Source organism: Hymenobacter nivis (assembly GCF_003149515.1).
Lineage (GTDB): Bacteria > Bacteroidota > Bacteroidia > Cytophagales > Hymenobacteraceae > Hymenobacter > Hymenobacter nivis.
The window spans coordinates 4593095-4607837 of record NZ_CP029145.1; the positions used below are offsets into that span (position 1 = coordinate 4593095).

Annotated in this window: 15 protein-coding genes; 12 read left to right on the forward strand and 3 right to left on the reverse strand. The window is 60.8% G+C overall.

Features of this window, described 5'->3' with window-relative positions:
• The first annotated feature begins 16 nt into the window (after positions 1–16).
• From DDQ68_RS20430 to DDQ68_RS20455, 6 genes are all read left to right on the forward strand, one after another.
• Positions 17–529: a sigma-70 family RNA polymerase sigma factor gene (locus DDQ68_RS20430; RefSeq protein ID WP_109657955.1), complete on the forward strand. Its 513-nt coding sequence runs from the start codon at positions 17–19 to the stop codon at positions 527–529.
• A complete protein-coding gene (locus DDQ68_RS20435) occupies positions 529–1173 on the forward strand; it encodes a hypothetical protein (protein WP_109657956.1) in 645 nt (214 codons plus the stop codon). The genes DDQ68_RS20430 and DDQ68_RS20435 overlap by 1 nt, the downstream gene beginning before the upstream one ends.
• A 62-nt stretch (positions 1174–1235) precedes the next feature.
• Positions 1236–2171, forward strand: coding sequence for an ABC transporter ATP-binding protein (locus tag DDQ68_RS20440; protein WP_109657957.1), 936 nt, complete (start codon positions 1236–1238; stop codon positions 2169–2171).
• Positions 2172–2186: 15 nt separating this feature from the next.
• Positions 2187–3611, forward strand: coding sequence for an ABC transporter permease (locus tag DDQ68_RS20445; protein ID WP_109657958.1), 1425 nt, complete (start codon positions 2187–2189; stop codon positions 3609–3611).
• Between the two features lie 313 nt (positions 3612–3924).
• Entirely contained in the window at positions 3925–4809 is an 885-nt protein-coding gene (locus DDQ68_RS20450) for a ChaN family lipoprotein (protein WP_245897133.1), read from the forward strand.
• A gap of 28 nt (positions 4810–4837) precedes the next feature.
• Positions 4838–5788, forward strand: a complete 951-nt coding sequence (locus DDQ68_RS20455; RefSeq protein WP_211320183.1) for an MBL fold metallo-hydrolase — start codon at positions 4838–4840, stop codon at positions 5786–5788.
• Positions 5789–5980: 192 nt separating this feature from the next.
• Here the strand turns inward: DDQ68_RS20455 and DDQ68_RS20460 are convergent, their stop codons facing one another.
• Positions 5981–6169, reverse strand: a complete 189-nt coding sequence (locus DDQ68_RS20460) for a hypothetical protein (protein WP_109657960.1) — start codon at positions 6167–6169, stop codon at positions 5981–5983.
• A gap of 54 nt (positions 6170–6223) precedes the next feature.
• A complete protein-coding gene (locus tag DDQ68_RS20465; protein WP_109657961.1) occupies positions 6224–6571 on the reverse strand; it encodes a HesB/IscA family protein in 348 nt (115 codons plus the stop codon).
• A 213-nt stretch (positions 6572–6784) separates the two neighbouring features.
• On the opposite strand from DDQ68_RS20465, the gene DDQ68_RS20470 reads away from it, so the two are divergent.
• Together DDQ68_RS20470 and DDQ68_RS20475 are read left to right on the forward strand one after the other, a co-directional pair.
• A complete protein-coding gene (locus DDQ68_RS20470) occupies positions 6785–7321 on the forward strand; it encodes a DUF7935 family protein (RefSeq protein WP_109657962.1) in 537 nt (178 codons plus the stop codon).
• A gap of 34 nt (positions 7322–7355) precedes the next feature.
• The gene (locus DDQ68_RS20475; protein WP_211320184.1) at positions 7356–7889 is read left to right on the forward strand and encodes a 5' nucleotidase, NT5C type; all 534 of its coding nucleotides are present in this window, start codon (positions 7356–7358) and stop codon (positions 7887–7889) included.
• Between the two features lie 113 nt (positions 7890–8002).
• Here the strand turns inward: DDQ68_RS20475 and bshA are convergent, their stop codons facing one another.
• A complete protein-coding gene (gene bshA / locus DDQ68_RS20480) occupies positions 8003–9139 on the reverse strand; it encodes an N-acetyl-alpha-D-glucosaminyl L-malate synthase BshA (protein WP_109657963.1) in 1137 nt (378 codons plus the stop codon).
• 208 nt (positions 9140–9347) lie between these two features.
• Here bshA and DDQ68_RS20485 point away from each other — a divergent pair, with 208 nt between their 5' ends.
• The 4 genes from DDQ68_RS20485 to DDQ68_RS20500 all read left to right on the forward strand — a co-directional run bounded on the left by DDQ68_RS20485 (position 9348) and on the right by DDQ68_RS20500 (position 14476).
• Positions 9348–11237, forward strand: a complete 1890-nt coding sequence (locus DDQ68_RS20485; RefSeq protein ID WP_245897134.1) for a M1 family metallopeptidase — start codon at positions 9348–9350, stop codon at positions 11235–11237.
• Between the two features lie 108 nt (positions 11238–11345).
• Positions 11346–12230 carry a hypothetical protein gene (locus tag DDQ68_RS20490; protein WP_162550291.1) on the forward strand — a complete coding sequence of 295 codons (885 nt, stop codon included), beginning with the start codon at positions 11346–11348 and terminating at the stop codon, positions 12228–12230.
• An 84-nt stretch (positions 12231–12314) separates the two neighbouring features.
• A complete protein-coding gene (locus tag DDQ68_RS20495) occupies positions 12315–13145 on the forward strand; it encodes an IS5 family transposase (RefSeq protein WP_109656237.1) in 831 nt (276 codons plus the stop codon).
• 299 nt (positions 13146–13444) lie between these two features.
• Positions 13445–14476: a T9SS type A sorting domain-containing protein gene (locus DDQ68_RS20500; protein WP_162550292.1), complete on the forward strand. Its 1032-nt coding sequence runs from the start codon at positions 13445–13447 to the stop codon at positions 14474–14476.
• The last annotated feature ends 267 nt before the right edge of the window (positions 14477–14743 follow it).

The window sequence follows — 14743 nt, forward strand, 5'->3', positions numbered from 1 at the left end:
GAAATTACCGCTCCGCATGACCGCCGTTGCTACTGCCCCCGACTTTGTGGAGGCCCTGAACGAGTACCAGCCGCTGCTGCGACGGGTGGCCCGCCTCTACTGCCAGGATGCCGACGACCGCCAGGATTTATTCCAGGAAATGGTGCTGCAACTCTGGCGGGCCTGGCCGTGCTACATGCCCCAGCCGGGCGCCAAGCTCAGCACCTGGCTCTACCGCGTAGCCTTGAATGTAGCGGTGAGCAACCTGCGCCACCGCACCCGCCACCCGGCGCCCGGGGCCCTCGGCGCCGACGCGCTGCAAGTGGCCCAGGCCACGGAGGCCGCCGCCTTCGAGCCCGAAGAAACCGCCGCCCTCTACCGCGCCATTGCTCGGTTGTCGGAGGTAGACAAGGCCTTCGTGCTGCTGTATTTGGAAGACCGGCCTTACGAAGAAATGGCTGACATCCTGGGGATTACCCAGAACAACGTGCGCGTGAAAATGCATCGCGTGCAAGAAAAGCTTCGCTCGCTCTTAGTCCCCGCTGCCTGATGGAACTCGATGACCTTCGTGCCAGTTGGAAGCAGCCCGTGCCAGTTGAGGAGTCAGCCACCCTCAACGAGGCGGCCCTAATGCGGCTGCTGGCCCGTGGCTCGGGCAGCCCAGTGGCCAAGATGCGCCGTAATGCCTGGCTGGAGATTGGATTTGTGCTGGTGTGCTTGGCCGTGTGCCTCGGTGTGGCGATATCGACCCAGGACAGCTATTACCTGACATCAGCGGCTTGGCTGGGGCTTATTTGCCTACTCAGCGGCTTGTATTATCGGCGCAAGCTGGCGGTGCTGCGAAGCCTGGGCGAGGTAGCGGGACGGGCCGTGCGCGAGCATATAGGGCAGCAACTGCAGAGCTTGCGCAGCCTGGTCGAATTGTATTACCGGGCTACGATATGGTCGGTACCGGCGTCGCTCACCGTTAGCTTATTATTCGTGGGGGGGCGCATGGTGCAGCGGTTTGCTGAGCCTAGGCTGGCGACGGGGCTGGGTTTATTGGGCATGGCGTATGGCGTGATGGGTGTGTTGCTTTACGTCCTGATGCGCAGGGCGACCAACTGGTACCTGCACCGCCTCTACGGCCAGCACCTTGACCGCCTCGAAGCCAACCTGCGCGAGCTGGACGAGCTTGGGGGCCCCGGGGCCTGAGGCGGGGCCCCCGGTCATTCATGCGTATTCTTGCAAATTCCTATTCTTTCCTTCTTTCTGCCATGACCCCAATTCTTGAAGCCCTGGACGTGCGCAAAACCTACGCCGCCCACACCGCCCTCGACGGCGTGAGCCTCGCCATTCCCGAGCAAAGTATTTTCGGCCTGCTGGGGCCCAATGGCGCGGGCAAAACGTCGCTCATCCGCATCATTACTCAGATTACGGGGGCCGACGGCGGCGAAATCCGCTTCCGCGGGCAGCGCCTGGGGCCCGAGCATATTGGCCGCATCGGCTACCTGCCCGAGGAGCGCGGCCTTTATAAAAAGATGAAAGTGGGCGAGCAGCTACTGTACCTGGCCCGGCTGCGCGGCCTGAAACGGGCCGATGCCGTGGCGCGCATCAAGCAGTGGCTGACGCGCCTCGACCTGGTGCCCTGGGCCCAGAAAAACGTGGAAGACCTCAGCAAGGGTATGCAGCAGAAGGTGCAGTTTATCGCCACGGTGCTGCACCAGCCCGAGCTCATCATCCTCGACGAGCCGTTTTCGGGCTTCGACCCGATTAATGCCAACCTGATCAAGGACGAGATTCTGGCGCTGCGCGAGCAGGGCGCCACCATCATTTTCTCGACGCACCGGATGGAGTCGGTGGAGGAGCTGTGCGACAGCATTGCCCTGATTAACAAGTCGCGCAAGGTGCTCGACGGGCCGGTGTCGGCCATTAAGAACGAGTTCAGAACCAACACCTACGAGGTGGAAGGCAAGGGCCGGCCCATCCTCTCGCACCCCGATTTTGAGGTGGTGGAACAGAAAGCGCGCGAAAACGACCATTTCTACGCCCGCGTGAAACTGCACGACGGCACCACGCCCAACGAGCTGCTGCGTTTCCTCATCGGGCAAGTAGAGGTGCACGCCTTTCGCGAGCGGATTCCGAGCATCAACGAGATTTTTATCCAGCGCGTGGGCGAAACCATGCTCGAAACCGCTGACTACGCCAACTAATATCATCCCGCCGTCATGGACAAAATCTGGCTCATCATCCAGCGCGAATACCTCACGCGGGTGCGCAAAAAGAGTTTTTTGGTCATCTCCCTGCTCGCCCCGGTGCTGCTGGCGGCCTCGTCGCTGGCCATCGGCAAGCTGAGCATGGGCGGGGGCCCCGACATTGTGGCCGTGTACGATGAGAGCCAGTTGCACTTGCTGTCGCAGCTTGTGAGCACCGACGACGTGCAGTTTGTACCCGCCCTGGGCACGTCGCTGGCCGCCTCGGAAGCGGCGTTTAAAAAGTCTAAAACCAAGGAAGACGCTCTGTTGTACGTGCCCGCCGGCATCAGCATCGACAGCACCCGCGGCATCCAGCTATTGGGCAACGGCAACGTGCCGCTCAAGCGCCAGCGCGATGTGCGCACCGCCGTGAGCAAGGCCCTGGGGGCCCTGAAAATGGAGCGCTCGGGCCTGAAGCAAGCCACCATCGATGCCCTGCAAGCCCGCATTGAGCTGACTACCATTGACTTGACGCAGCAGGGCGGCCGCCGCAACGACGTGGGCGTAACCACCGCCATGGCCTACGTCCTGTCCATTCTGGTATACTTCTTCATCTTCACGTACGGCGTGCAGGTGATGCGCGGCGTGAGCGAGGAAAAGTCGAACCGCATCATGGAAGTCATGATTTCGTCGGTGAAGCCGTTTCAGCTCATGATGGGCAAAATCCTGGGCATTGCGGGCGTGGTGCTCACGCAGTTTGGGCTGTGGCTGGCACTCTCGTGGGGCCTCACCACGGTGCTCGTGCCGCTGCTGCTGAAGGACAAAGCGCCCGTGGTAGCCGCCGCCAGCCGCCCCGCCGCTCCCGCTACTATTGCCACCACCGCGCCGGCCGACGGTACCGCCGCAGCCCCAGGCGCCATCGACGCGCGCCCCAGCAGCGCCGCCGCGGCCGCCAATGCCGACGAGCTGCCCATTGCCGCGCCGCGCGCCGGGGCCCCGTTCAGCATCTGGAAGGTGCTGGACGGGCTGCCGGTTGGCCGCATCATCGGCGGCTTCCTATTCTTTTTCCTGGGTGGCTACCTGCTGTATTCGGCCATGTTCGCGGCTATTGGCTCGGCCGTGGACGACCAGACCGACGCCCAGCAATTTATGTTGCCGGTTACCGTCCCGCTCATCATCAGCTACATCGTGAGCATCAACGTCATTATCAACGGCGACCCCAATGGGGCCTTGGCGTTCTGGCTCTCGATGATTCCCTTCACCTCGCCCATCGCCATGGTGATGCGCCTGCCCTTCGGGGTACCGCTGTGGCAGTTGCTGCTTTCGGGGACCCTGCTCATCGTCGGCTTCGTGGGCACCACGTGGGTGGCCGCCCGCATCTACCGCGTGGGCATCCTCATGTACGGCAAAAAAGTGACGTACAAGGAGCTGGGCAAGTGGATGTTCTATAAAGGGTAGGGGAGTAATGAGCAGATTTTGAACGTCATGCTGAGCGTAGCGAAGCATCGCTCCCGCTGAGTAAATAATATTACTGCTGCGGGAGCGATGCTTCGGCTGCGCTCAGCATGACGTTTTTGGCTATAAGTTCTGGCTGCGCGGATGTTAGATGAGCATGACGTTCTTGGCTATTAGTTTCAGCTGCGCGGACGCTAGATGAGCAGGACGGCTTGGCGAGTAGTTATTCCAGTTTTCGCAACCGACTTCGGGGCTGCGCTGTTCGTAACCGCAACGGGCACCGTGCCCACATCCTCCGCGAAACCTCCCCAAAACCTTGCGAAACCTTGCGCTAAAAATCGTCTGCCTGCTCGCCCTGTGCAGCTTCACGCTGGGCGACCGGCCTGCCTACCGCCTCTTCGCCGCCGACGGCAAAGCCGCCGACTACGACCAGATGCTCGCCGACCTTGCCCAGGCCGACGTGGTGCTCTTCGGCGAGCAGCACAACGACCCCTTGGCGCACTGGCTGGAGCTGCAAGTAGCTAAGGATTTGCAGCGCCTCAAGGGCCCTGGCAAGCTGGTGCTGGGCATGGAAATGTTTGAGCGCGACGTGCAGCCGCTGGTGGCCCAGTTTACCGCTGGCACCCTGCCCGATTCGGCCTTCGAGCGCCAGGCGCGCCCCTGGCCTAACTATGGCACCGACTACCGCCCGCTACTGCAATTTGCGCAGGCGCACGGCATCCCGGTCGTGGGCACCAACGCCCCGCGGCCGTTTGCCCAGCAGGTAGCCCGCGGTAGCCTCACCGCCCTCGACAAGCTGCCCGCCGCCGACCGCGCCCTGCTGGCCCCACTGCCGCTGAAGGTGGACTACGAGCTGCCCGGCTACAAAAACATGGCCGCCATGTTCGGCGGCGGCGGCAACAGCCCCCACGACGGCGGGGCCCAAACCATCATCCAGGCCCAGGCCCTGAAGGACGCCACCATGGCCTACTTCATCCGCACCAGCCGCCAGCCCGGCCAAACCCTGCTGCACCTCAACGGCAGCTATCATTCCGACCACCACGACGGCATCGTGGCCTACCTCCGCCAAGGGGCCCCCACGCTGAAGGTGCGTACCATCAGCGTCGCCACGCAGGCGCAGCTGGATCGGCTGGATAAGGACAACATCAACGTGGCCGACTACGTGGTGGTGATACCGGAGGACATGAACAAGACGTATTGAGTTGGTAACGACGCAATTTCAGTGCTGGTTGCGCTGTAGCTGCCTGCTGCTAGGGCTGCTGCCGCTGGGGGCCCCGGCGCAGGGCCCCCGCCCGCCGGCCTTCGACGTGGTGCCGCTGGGCGTGCGCGGCGGGCTTGACGAAGGCAACCTCTCGGCCTACCTGGTGGCACCCGCCGGCAGTACCGCCTACGTGTGCCTCGATGCGGGCAGCCTGCGCACAGGCCTTGGTAAAGCCGTGGCCGACAAGGTATTTGCCGTGGATGCCGACGCCGTGCTGAAAACCTACATCAAGGCCTACCTCATCTCGCACGCTCACCTCGACCACGTAGCCGGCCTGCTGCTAAACGCGCCCGACGACGCCCCCAAAACGATTTACGGCCTGCCCAGCTGCCTGGCCATCCTGCAAAACGACTACTTCAACTGGCGCGCCTGGCCCAACTTTGGCCCCGCCGGGGCCCCGCCTGCCCTGGGCAAATACCACCTCCAGGCCCTGGCGCCGGGCCCCGAAATAGCGCTGCCCGAAACCGCGCTGCGCCTGCGTACCTTCCCGCTGAGCCACGCCCGGCCCTACGAAAGCGCCGCCTTCCTGCTGCGCAGCCACGAAGATTACCTGCTGTACCTGGGCGACACTGGGGCCGACGAGTTGGAACAGAGCCACCAGCTGCAAGCCCTGTGGCAGGCCGTGGGGCCCCTGGTGCGGGCCGGCCAGCTCAGGGCCATTTTCATCGAAACGTCCTACGCCAACGAGCAGCCCGAAAAGCTGCTATTCGGCCACCTCACGCCCGCCCGGCTGATGCAGGAGTTGGCTGCGTTGGGCCAGGTGGCGGGCCCCGGGGCCCTGCGCGCCGTGCCCGTCGTTATTACCCACCGCAAGCCGCCCGCTGCCAACGAGGCCGCCATTGCTCGGCAGCTGGTAGCGGCCAACTCACTGGGGCTGCGGCTGATATATCCAGTACAAGGCCAGCGGCTGCAATTCTAAGCCGTTGGGAAATGGATACAAAAAAACCCGGACGGGCCGGGCTTTTTTGTGGGCTGTTGAGCCGTCTGAGTCGATGAGCCGTCATGCCGAGCGCAACCGAAGCATCTCTCCCGCTCACTAATTATAGATTACTGCTGCAATGGAGATGCTTCGACAAGCTCAGCATGACGGTCCAATTACTTCCTAAACAGGTTAGTTTTCCTCCGCGCCCAGCTTGGCTTTAGCCAAGGCTGTACTGAGACTGTTTTGCAACTGAGCATTGGGGGCCCCGGTGGCGGTGAGCGAGATATTGTACTGTTTTTGCAGCTGCTCCCAATCCTCAATGGCAATGAAGACGCCGGTTATTTTTCCCTTGTCGTCCGACAAATATTTTACGTCCATAACAATTCGGAAAAAATTAGCGAAATCACCATTAATCAGTCAAAATCAGCGGTTTTAGGCCGAGAACGACGTGCCGCAGCCGCAGGTGCTTTTGGCCTGGGGGTTGTTGAACACGAAGCCGCGGGCGTTGAGGCCGTCCTGAAAATCGACCTCCATGCCGAGCACGTACATGGCGTGTTTCTTGTCCATGATGAGCTTGAGGCCGTCGAGGTCGTAGGTTTCGTCCTGCTCTTTGGCTTTGTCGAAGCCCAGCAGGTAGCTCATGCCCGAGCAGCCGCCGCCCTGCACGCCGATGCGCAGGCCGTAGTCATCGGGCACATTTTTCTCCATGATGATATTTTTAACCTCGACCACGGCGCGGTCGGTGAGGGTGATGGGGGCGAGGGTGGCAACGCTGGCCATAGGAAAGACGAGGTTAGGTTAATTAGAACAATAACAAATATACACCAGCCCGGGCAGGGGCCCAGTGGCAAGGTAAACAGCGCGGGGCGGGCCGCGGTTCACGGCGTAGTTTTGCCGGCGGCCGGGCTTCAGCGCGGCCCGCCGGCCGCCTCGCCCGGGGCCCCTGCCGGCGCCGTGCCTACTTTCTGCCTGGCTGAAGCTGGGTGTTGCATCATGGATTCTGCCGCTTACCTTTTCGAACTGCTCAAAATTATTCTGCCGGCGCTCGTCGTGGCCGGGGCGATCTACTTGCTCTTCAAGCAGTACCTGGACAAGGACCAGCAGCGCCGCCTCATCGAGCTACGGCTGGCCAGCAGCAAGGAAACGCTGCCCCTGCGCCTGCAAGCCTACGAGCGGGTGGTGCTGATGCTGGAGCGCATTTCGCCCAACAACGTGCTCGTGCGCCTGAGCAGCGCCGGCCAGTCGGCCCCCGATTACCACCGCCTGCTGCAACAAGAGATTCGGGCCGAGTACGACCACAACCTCTCGCAGCAGCTCTACGTGTCGGCCGATGCCTGGGTGCTGGTCAAGGAAGCAAAGGAAAACGTGCTCACGATGGTGAACCGCGCCTTCCATGGCCTGCCCAACCCCGGCCAGGCCCGCGGTACCGAGCTGGCCAAGCGCATCCTCGAAGGCCTGATGACCGACGCGGCCGAGCCTACCGCCCAGGCCCTGGCCGCCGTGAAGCACGAGGCGTTCGGCCTGTTCTAACCGCCTGGCCTTGGGGCCCCGGGCCCCGCTACTTATGGAGAAAAAGACCCGCATTGCCGTCGACATGGACGAGGTAATGGCCGATTCCATTGCCCGCTTCCGGGAGTGGTACGGCCGTGATTTTCAGCGCGAACTGACCTTGGAGTCGCTGCACGGCCGCAGTGCGGCCGACGCCGTGGCCCCCGAGCACCAAGGCGCCCTGCGCGCTTATCCCAATGCCCCAGGCTTTTTCAAAGACCTGCCAGTGATGGCCGACAGCCAGGACGTGCTGCGCCAGATGTCGGAGCGCTACGAGCTGTTCATTGCCACGGCGGCCATGGAATTTCCCAACTCGTTTCTCGACAAGTACAATTGGTTGCAGCAGCATTTTGCCTTTATCCCGTGGCCGAACTACGTGTTTTGCGGCGACAAAAGCATCATCAACGCCGACTTCCTCATCGACGACAATGCCTACAACTTTGATAATTTTCGGGGTGAGGGTATCCTGTTCAACGCCCCGCATAACGTGCACAAAATGGGCCACCGCCGCGTGCACAGCTGGCAGGAAATTGCGGGTATTTTCCTGTAGCGTGGACGCTGCGAGTTCGCGTTGCTGCCCGGTCGCCCAACGGTAATTGGTAGGACGAAGCGAGGGCCGCGGACTACAACCGAAGATCAGCGTAGCTAAAGTCCGCGCTATATTTAAACGGTGGCCAGGGTGGCGGCGATGGCGCGGCGGTAGCAATCCTCGTAGAGCGGCACGATGTTGCCGACGGCAAATTCCTCGGCGCGGGCGCGGGCGGCGGCTTTGAAGCGCGGCAGGTTGGCGTCGTCGAGCACGTAGAGGGAATTTTTTACCATGTCGGCTATGTCGCCGATGTTGCTCACCATGCCGGTCACGCCGTGGATATTCAGCTCGGGAATGCCGCCGGCGTTGGTGCTCACCACGGGCATTTCGCAGGCCATGGCCTCCAGAGCGGCCAGTCCAAAGCTCTCATTCTCAGAAGGCATCAAAAATAAATCGCCCACGCTGAGCACTTCTTCCACGGCTTCGAGCTTGCCCAGGAAGCGAATGTCGCGCTGGCAATCGAGCTCCCGGGCGAGCTTTTCCATGCGCGAGCGGTCGGGGCCGTCGCCCACCAGCAGCAGCTTGGCCGGAATCTCGGCCCGCACGCCGGCAAAAATGCGCAGCACGTCCTCCACGCGCTTCACCGCCCGGAAATTACTGATGTGAATGAGTAGCTTTTCGCCCTCGGGCGCAATGGCGGCCCGGAAATGGCTCTTGTCCTGCTTGCGGAAGCGCACGAGGTCGATGAAGTTAGGAATCACCTCTATCTCTTTGTCGATGGGAAACGACTCGTAGGTTTCGCGCCGCAAATCGGCCGATACGGCCGTCACGCCGTCGCTCTGGTTGATGCTGAACGTAACCACTGGCTCGTAGCTGGCGTCTTTGCCCACGAGCGTAATGTCGGTGCCGTGCAGCGTGGTGACGACCGGCGCGGCGATACCGCGCGTGCGCAAAATCTGCTTGGCCAGGTAGGCCGCCGAGGCGTGCGGAATGGCGTAGTGCACGTGCAGCACGTCGAGCTTCTCATTCTGCACGATGTCGACCATTTTGCTGGCCAGGGCCGACTCATAGGGCGGAAACTGGAAGAGTGGGTACGCGGGCACGTACACCTCGTGGTAAAACAGATTTTCGTTGAAGAAGTCGAGCCGCACCGGCTGGCTGTAGGTGATAAAGTGGACGCGGTGGCCACGCTGGGCCAGGGCCTTGCCCAGCTCCGTGGCCACCACGCCGGAGCCCCCGTAGGTGGGGTAGCAGACGATGCCGATATTCATAAAAAGGGAAAAAAGAAGCGCGGAGGTAACCGCCGGGCGCGGCAGATGTTACCGGGGGCCCTCACGGGTGGATTTGGCAGAGGGTTCTACGTAGTTGGTCGGAGAAATGGGCCGGGTGTTGCACGGGAACGAAAAAAAATCATTATTCGGGCGCCACCGCCTTGCTTTGCGTATATTTTGTTTTCGTTACCTCGCGATTTTCTGCTGCTTGAAAACCCTGTTTCTTCTCCGTAGCGCCTTGCTGGCCGGGCTGTTGGTTTCGCTGGCGCTGGCCGGCCGGGCCCAGCCCGCATTGCCCATCGCGCGCAACTTGCAAGCCGCCTACACCCGCGGCACCCGCGCCGAAACTGGAGCCCCGGGCCCCAGGTATTGGCAAAATACGGCGGCCTACGACATCGACGTGGAATACAACCCGTCGTCGCGCCGCCTCTCGGGCACGGTGGACATTGTTTACCAAAACAATAGCCCCGACACGCTGCGCCAAATCTGGTTCAAGCTCTACCCCAACCTCTACCAGGAAGGGGCCCCGCGCGTGAACCGCATCGCGCCGGAAGACATTAATGACGGCGTGCAAATCCAGCAGCTGGCCCTCAACGGCCAGCGTCTCGACGTGCGCCAGCTGACCGTTGACGCCACCAACATGGTGGTGCCGCTGGGGGCCCCGCTGCTGCCGCGGCAAAGCCTGAAGGTAGCCATTACCTACGCCTACACGCTCAACCAGGGCTCGCATAACCGCACCGGCGAGGTGGAGCCGGGGGCGGCTTTTGTGGCCTATTTCTTCCCCCGCATCGCCGTGTACGACGACCTCGACGGCTGGAACCGCTGGCCCTACACCGGCGTGGCCGAGTTCTACAACGATTTCTGCACGTTCAAGGCGTCCATCACCGTGCCGCGCAACTACGTGGTATGGGCCACCGGTAACCTCGTAAATCCCGGCGAAGTGCTGAATAAGAAGTACATCGACCGGCTGCACCGCGCCGAGCAAAGTGAGGTCGTGACGACCATCATCGACAGTACCGACGTGCGCCGCCGCGACATCACCAACCCCGACGCCCAGAATGCCTGGCGCTTCGAGGCGCGCGACGTGCCGGACTTCGTGTTTGCCACCGCCGACCATTACGTGTGGCAGGCCAGCAGCCCCGTTGTGGACCCCAAAACCCAGCGCCGCACCCGCGTCGATGCCGTGTACTCGCCCGAGCACCGCGACTACCGCGACGTGATGGATATTGCTCGCCGCACGGTGCTGGCCATGAGCTACACCTTTCCGAAGTGGCCCTTCCCGTACAGCCACGAAACGGTATTCGACGGCCGCGACCAGATGGAGTACCCGATGATGGTGAACGACAACCCCAGCGCCACCCGCCAGGGGGCCATTACCCTCACCGACCACGAGATTTTCCACACGATGTTTCCATTCTATATGGGCATCAACGAAACCAAGTACGGCTGGATGGACGAGGGCTGGGCTACCATCGGTGAGTGGCTGATTTCCAGTATGATTGATCCCACGCTGGTTGACTCCTACGGCATGCAGCCCTACAACGCCGCCGCCGGCACCGAGGCCGACCCGCCCATCGTCACGCTCAGCAGCCAGCAAACCGACCAGGCCTTTTTCCTGAATTCGTACCCCAAGCCGGCGTTGGGCTACCTGTTTGTGAAGGACCTGTTGGGCGACGAGCTGTTTACCCGGGCCCTGCACACCTACATCCGCAACTGGCACGGCAAGCACCCCATGCCCCACGATTTCTTCAACTCGATGAACACCGGCGCCGGCCAAAACCTGAACTGGTTCTGGCAGCGCTGGTTTTTCGACAGCGGCTACCCCGACCTGGCCATTGCCCGCGTGGCCCCGGCCAGCGGCGGCACCGAAATAACCATCGAAGCCAAGGGCACCAAGCCCGTGCCCATCGACCTGCTGCTAACCTTCGCCGATGGCACCACCCAAAAAATCCACCGCACCATCGCCGTGTGGCAGGCCGGGGCCCGTACCGTAGCCGTGCCCGTACCCAGCAAAAAGACAATTAAAAAAATCGTGCTGGGCAGCCTTTACGTGCCGGATATCTCTCCCAAAGATAACGTGTGGGAGGCGGTGAACTAAGCGGCGTACTGACGTGTGCGCGCTGCAATACTCTCAAACTATTTTTTTCATCAATAGTTCATGATGCTTAATGGTGGGATACCTTTGAGGCTTGACCTTGAAACACCTATGCTACAAACCTCTACCACGCATCACTTCCGCGTCACCAGCGCGGTCACCTTATTGTTCCTGCTGACCACCTTCGCCAGCTTTGGCCAGCCGCGCTACCAGTGGCAGCCCCTCACCGACTCCAACTGGGACACCGCCGCCAACTGGGTGCCCACCCGGCTGTCGCCCGCCGCCACTGACGTGCTGGTGTTCGACGGAACCTTCACGCCGAGTACCAGCGTAACCTTGGATTTTACTGCTTCACAAAATATCGGTCAGCTGATCTTTATCAATAGAGTGCAGGCCACACTGAATACAGTCGGTTCTCAAACGCTCGTCATTGGGGCTCAGTCCCCAGCTGTGGGCTTGCAAATGGATGCCGGAACGCTCGTGCAAGTAGTTGGCAGACTGGGTAGCAGCAACTCATCACTGGCTATGCAACTCGCGGTAGGCACCCGGGCGGCTATTGCGGGCCGACTGGAGTTCTCGGGAAACGCTTCTTTTACCAGCTCTCACACGTTGCTCTCCGCCACTGCTAAAGCCATTGAATTTACGGGCGGATCCTACTTTTTGAGTGGCACAACATTCGAAGGGTTTCCTTTTGGTTCGCTCACAGCCAACACGGAATCTGTAGTTTTCCGTAGCGGCGCGACGTTTGAACAAGCCGGGGGACGTAGCCCTTTCGGCGAAAGGACTTACGCCGTTACTATTTTCGACCTTGGTAGCTACTACCTCTACACAGCCGGTGGCACCGGTAGCGTTGGCTTGAGTGGCCGTACGTTCGGCTACCTCACCGTTAACGCGAACCGCACACCTACAGCCGGTACTTATGGTGCTAACAAAGTCATTATTCAAAATGACTTGATGATATTGTCCGGTACTCACACATTTAATGAAGCTGTTTAGGAAGTAGTCAGGCGGGCTCAAAACAGAAAAGACTCCCACGGCAGAGCGAAATTTGAGGTGCGACCCATCTCCTTTCCCTCCGTCATGGAAGTCCTGCCCAAAGATATCATTACCGCCTGGATACTCCCCCATTTGCCCTTTAGCGCCCACGGCCGTCGGCGGGCGGCCCAGCCGGTGGAAGTCGTCGGCGCCATTCTCTACAAGCTCAAAACGGGTTGTCAGTGGCGCTGGCTGCCCGTGCGAGAATTGCTGCCAACCCACCCCCTGACGTGGCAGGGCGTCTACTATTATTTCAACCAGTGGCGCAAGCAAGGTGCTTGGAAACAGCTTTGGTTGAGCGTCTTGCGCTTGAACCACGCGGCGCTGGACTTGTCGAGTGTGCAACTCGATGGCAGCCACACCCCGGCTAAAAACGGCGGGGCGGCTGTCGGCTATCAAGGCCGCAAGGCGGCCCGCACCACCAACGCCCTGTTTCTGGCCGACAACACGGGCCAGCCCCTAGCCGTGGCCACGCCGCAAGCCGGCAACCACCACGATACGTTTGCCCTCGAACACGTCTTCGCCGAACTCTGTGAGCTGCTCGAACAAGCGCACCTGCGCCTGGAAGGCCTCTTTCTGAATGCCGACAAAGCCTTTGATGTCACTAGCTTGCGTCAGGCCTGCGCCCGGCGCGACATCGAAGCCAACATTCCCCGCAACCGGCGCTCGACCGACTGGCAAACGGATGATGACACGCCGCTGGACCCCGAACTTTACCGGCGCCGGCTGGTCATCGAGCAAATGAACGCCTGGCTCGACGGCTTCAAGACCCTGCTGGTGCGCTACGAAACCTGCCTGGAAAATTGGCTGGCCTTCCACTGGCTCGCCTTTGTCGTGCTGCTACTGCGTAAAATTACCCGACCACCCACTTCCTAAACAGCTTCAATATCAAAGAACTTGATCTCAAGGGCAGTATCTTGTTGAGTGGAGGTAATCTTATTTTCACCCCAGGCGCTACCAACTCGTTCCTTCTAACAATAAGCGGGGCTTCTGCCCAAAATATTGGCGGCAGCGGTAGTGGCACTTTAACGCTGGGTCCTAACGTCAGCCTGGTAATGAACAACCCAGCGGGCGCTGTCCTCCAACGTCCACTGCAAGTAAAGAACCTCACGTTAACCCAAGGTAATATCAGCACCACGACTATCAATGGGTTAGTGTTATCGGGAGATGGGACCATGCCTACTGGCAGTGCAACTAGCTTCATCGACGGGCCCTTGAGCCGGCTGCAAACTAGTACGGTGGTCAACCTGACTTTCCCGATTGGCAGCGGTAAGGTTTATCGGCCGCTCACGCTCACCGGGCAGCAAGCCGATGCCAACCCAATCACTTACACGGCCCAGCAATTCAACCAGGCTCCGACGAAGCGGGCCATGCCCACGGCAGCAGGCAGCTTGCAACGCGTATCAAGGGTGCGGTACTTCACCGTGACGAACGGCGGCGCGAGCAATTTCACCCAAGGCGTTATCAAGCTCAATTATGATGTGGACGACCAAGTAGATATGCCCGCCAAGCTGCGCATTGCCAAGAGCGACAACGCCGGCAACTGGCTCGACCTGGGCGGGACGGGCTCTGGGGCCCCGGGCGGTAGTATTATCTCCACCGTAGCGTTCACTTCGTTCAGCGATTTTGTGCTGGCTAGCACCGAGGCCGCTGGGGGCCCCGGCAACAACCCGCTGCCCGTTGGCCTCGTCAGCTTCACGGCGCGCCGGGAGCTGGCGGGCGTGCGGCTGCGCTGGGCCACGGCCACCGAGCGCAACAATAAGCATTTTGAGGTGCAGCGCAGCACCGACGGCCAAACCTTTGCGGAACTAAAAACGGTGCCCGGCCACGGTAGCAGCACCGCGGCGCAAGAGTACGCTTGGCTCGATGCGAAGGTAGAAGCTAATGCATTGGTGTACTACCGGTTGCGCCAGGTAGATGTCGATAATACTGATACGTATTCGCCGGTGGTGGCGGTGCAAGCGAGTCCGGTAGCGGCCGGCGTGTTTCCCAACCCTGCTTACGACCGTCTCAATTTTCACGCTGCCGCTGGTAATACTTATCGCTTGCTGGACATGTTGGGAAGGCCAGCCTTAATGGGGAAAGCCGTTGCCGGTTTCAATGCCCTTAACCTGAATGATTTGGGCCCTGGTATCTATCATCTGGAGATTGTCGGTGCGCAGGGCCAGGTGCGGTACCGGGTTATTAAAAACGGGGCTGCCCACTAAGGAAAGGCCGATGTTGAAATCGAGCAGAAGCAAGCTTGGGGTTGGTGCATTTGCAGATCAGCTCTTGCCCAAGGCCGGCCAGCAGGGTCAATAAGCCCCGTGCAAGCAGGCTGGAATGGCGTAATATTAGGATGGAGAGGAGCGTAAGGGGGCCCAATTGTCTAATTCCGCAGCGCCTCTTCAATTCGATGGAGGCCTTTCTCAGGCCGGCCGATGCTTAACTGTTGAAGCTGTTTGGGAAGTCGTCAGCACGTCATGCTGAGCTTG

Coding starts and splice junctions, on each gene's coding strand:
- DDQ68_RS20475 (WP_211320184.1), top strand. CDS start 7,356: ATGGAGAAAAAGACCCGCATTGCCGTCGACATGGACGAGGTAATGGCC.
- DDQ68_RS20460 (WP_109657960.1), bottom strand. CDS start 6,169: ATGGACGTAAAATATTTGTCGGACGACAAGGGAAAAATAACCGGCGTC.
- DDQ68_RS20435 (WP_109657956.1), top strand. CDS start 529: ATGGAACTCGATGACCTTCGTGCCAGTTGGAAGCAGCCCGTGCCAGTT.
- DDQ68_RS20430 (WP_109657955.1), top strand. CDS start 17: ATGACCGCCGTTGCTACTGCCCCCGACTTTGTGGAGGCCCTGAACGAG.
- DDQ68_RS20490 (WP_162550291.1), top strand. CDS start 11,346: ATGCTACAAACCTCTACCACGCATCACTTCCGCGTCACCAGCGCGGTC.
- DDQ68_RS20500 (WP_162550292.1), top strand. CDS start 13,445: ATGCCTACTGGCAGTGCAACTAGCTTCATCGACGGGCCCTTGAGCCGG.
- DDQ68_RS20440 (WP_109657957.1), top strand. CDS start 1,236: ATGACCCCAATTCTTGAAGCCCTGGACGTGCGCAAAACCTACGCCGCC.
- DDQ68_RS20465 (WP_109657961.1), bottom strand. CDS start 6,571: ATGGCCAGCGTTGCCACCCTCGCCCCCATCACCCTCACCGACCGCGCC.
- bshA (WP_109657963.1), bottom strand. CDS start 9,139: ATGAATATCGGCATCGTCTGCTACCCCACCTACGGGGGCTCCGGCGTG.
- DDQ68_RS20470 (WP_109657962.1), top strand. CDS start 6,785: ATGGATTCTGCCGCTTACCTTTTCGAACTGCTCAAAATTATTCTGCCG.
- DDQ68_RS20445 (WP_109657958.1), top strand. CDS start 2,187: ATGGACAAAATCTGGCTCATCATCCAGCGCGAATACCTCACGCGGGTG.
- DDQ68_RS20495 (WP_109656237.1), top strand. CDS start 12,315: ATGGAAGTCCTGCCCAAAGATATCATTACCGCCTGGATACTCCCCCAT.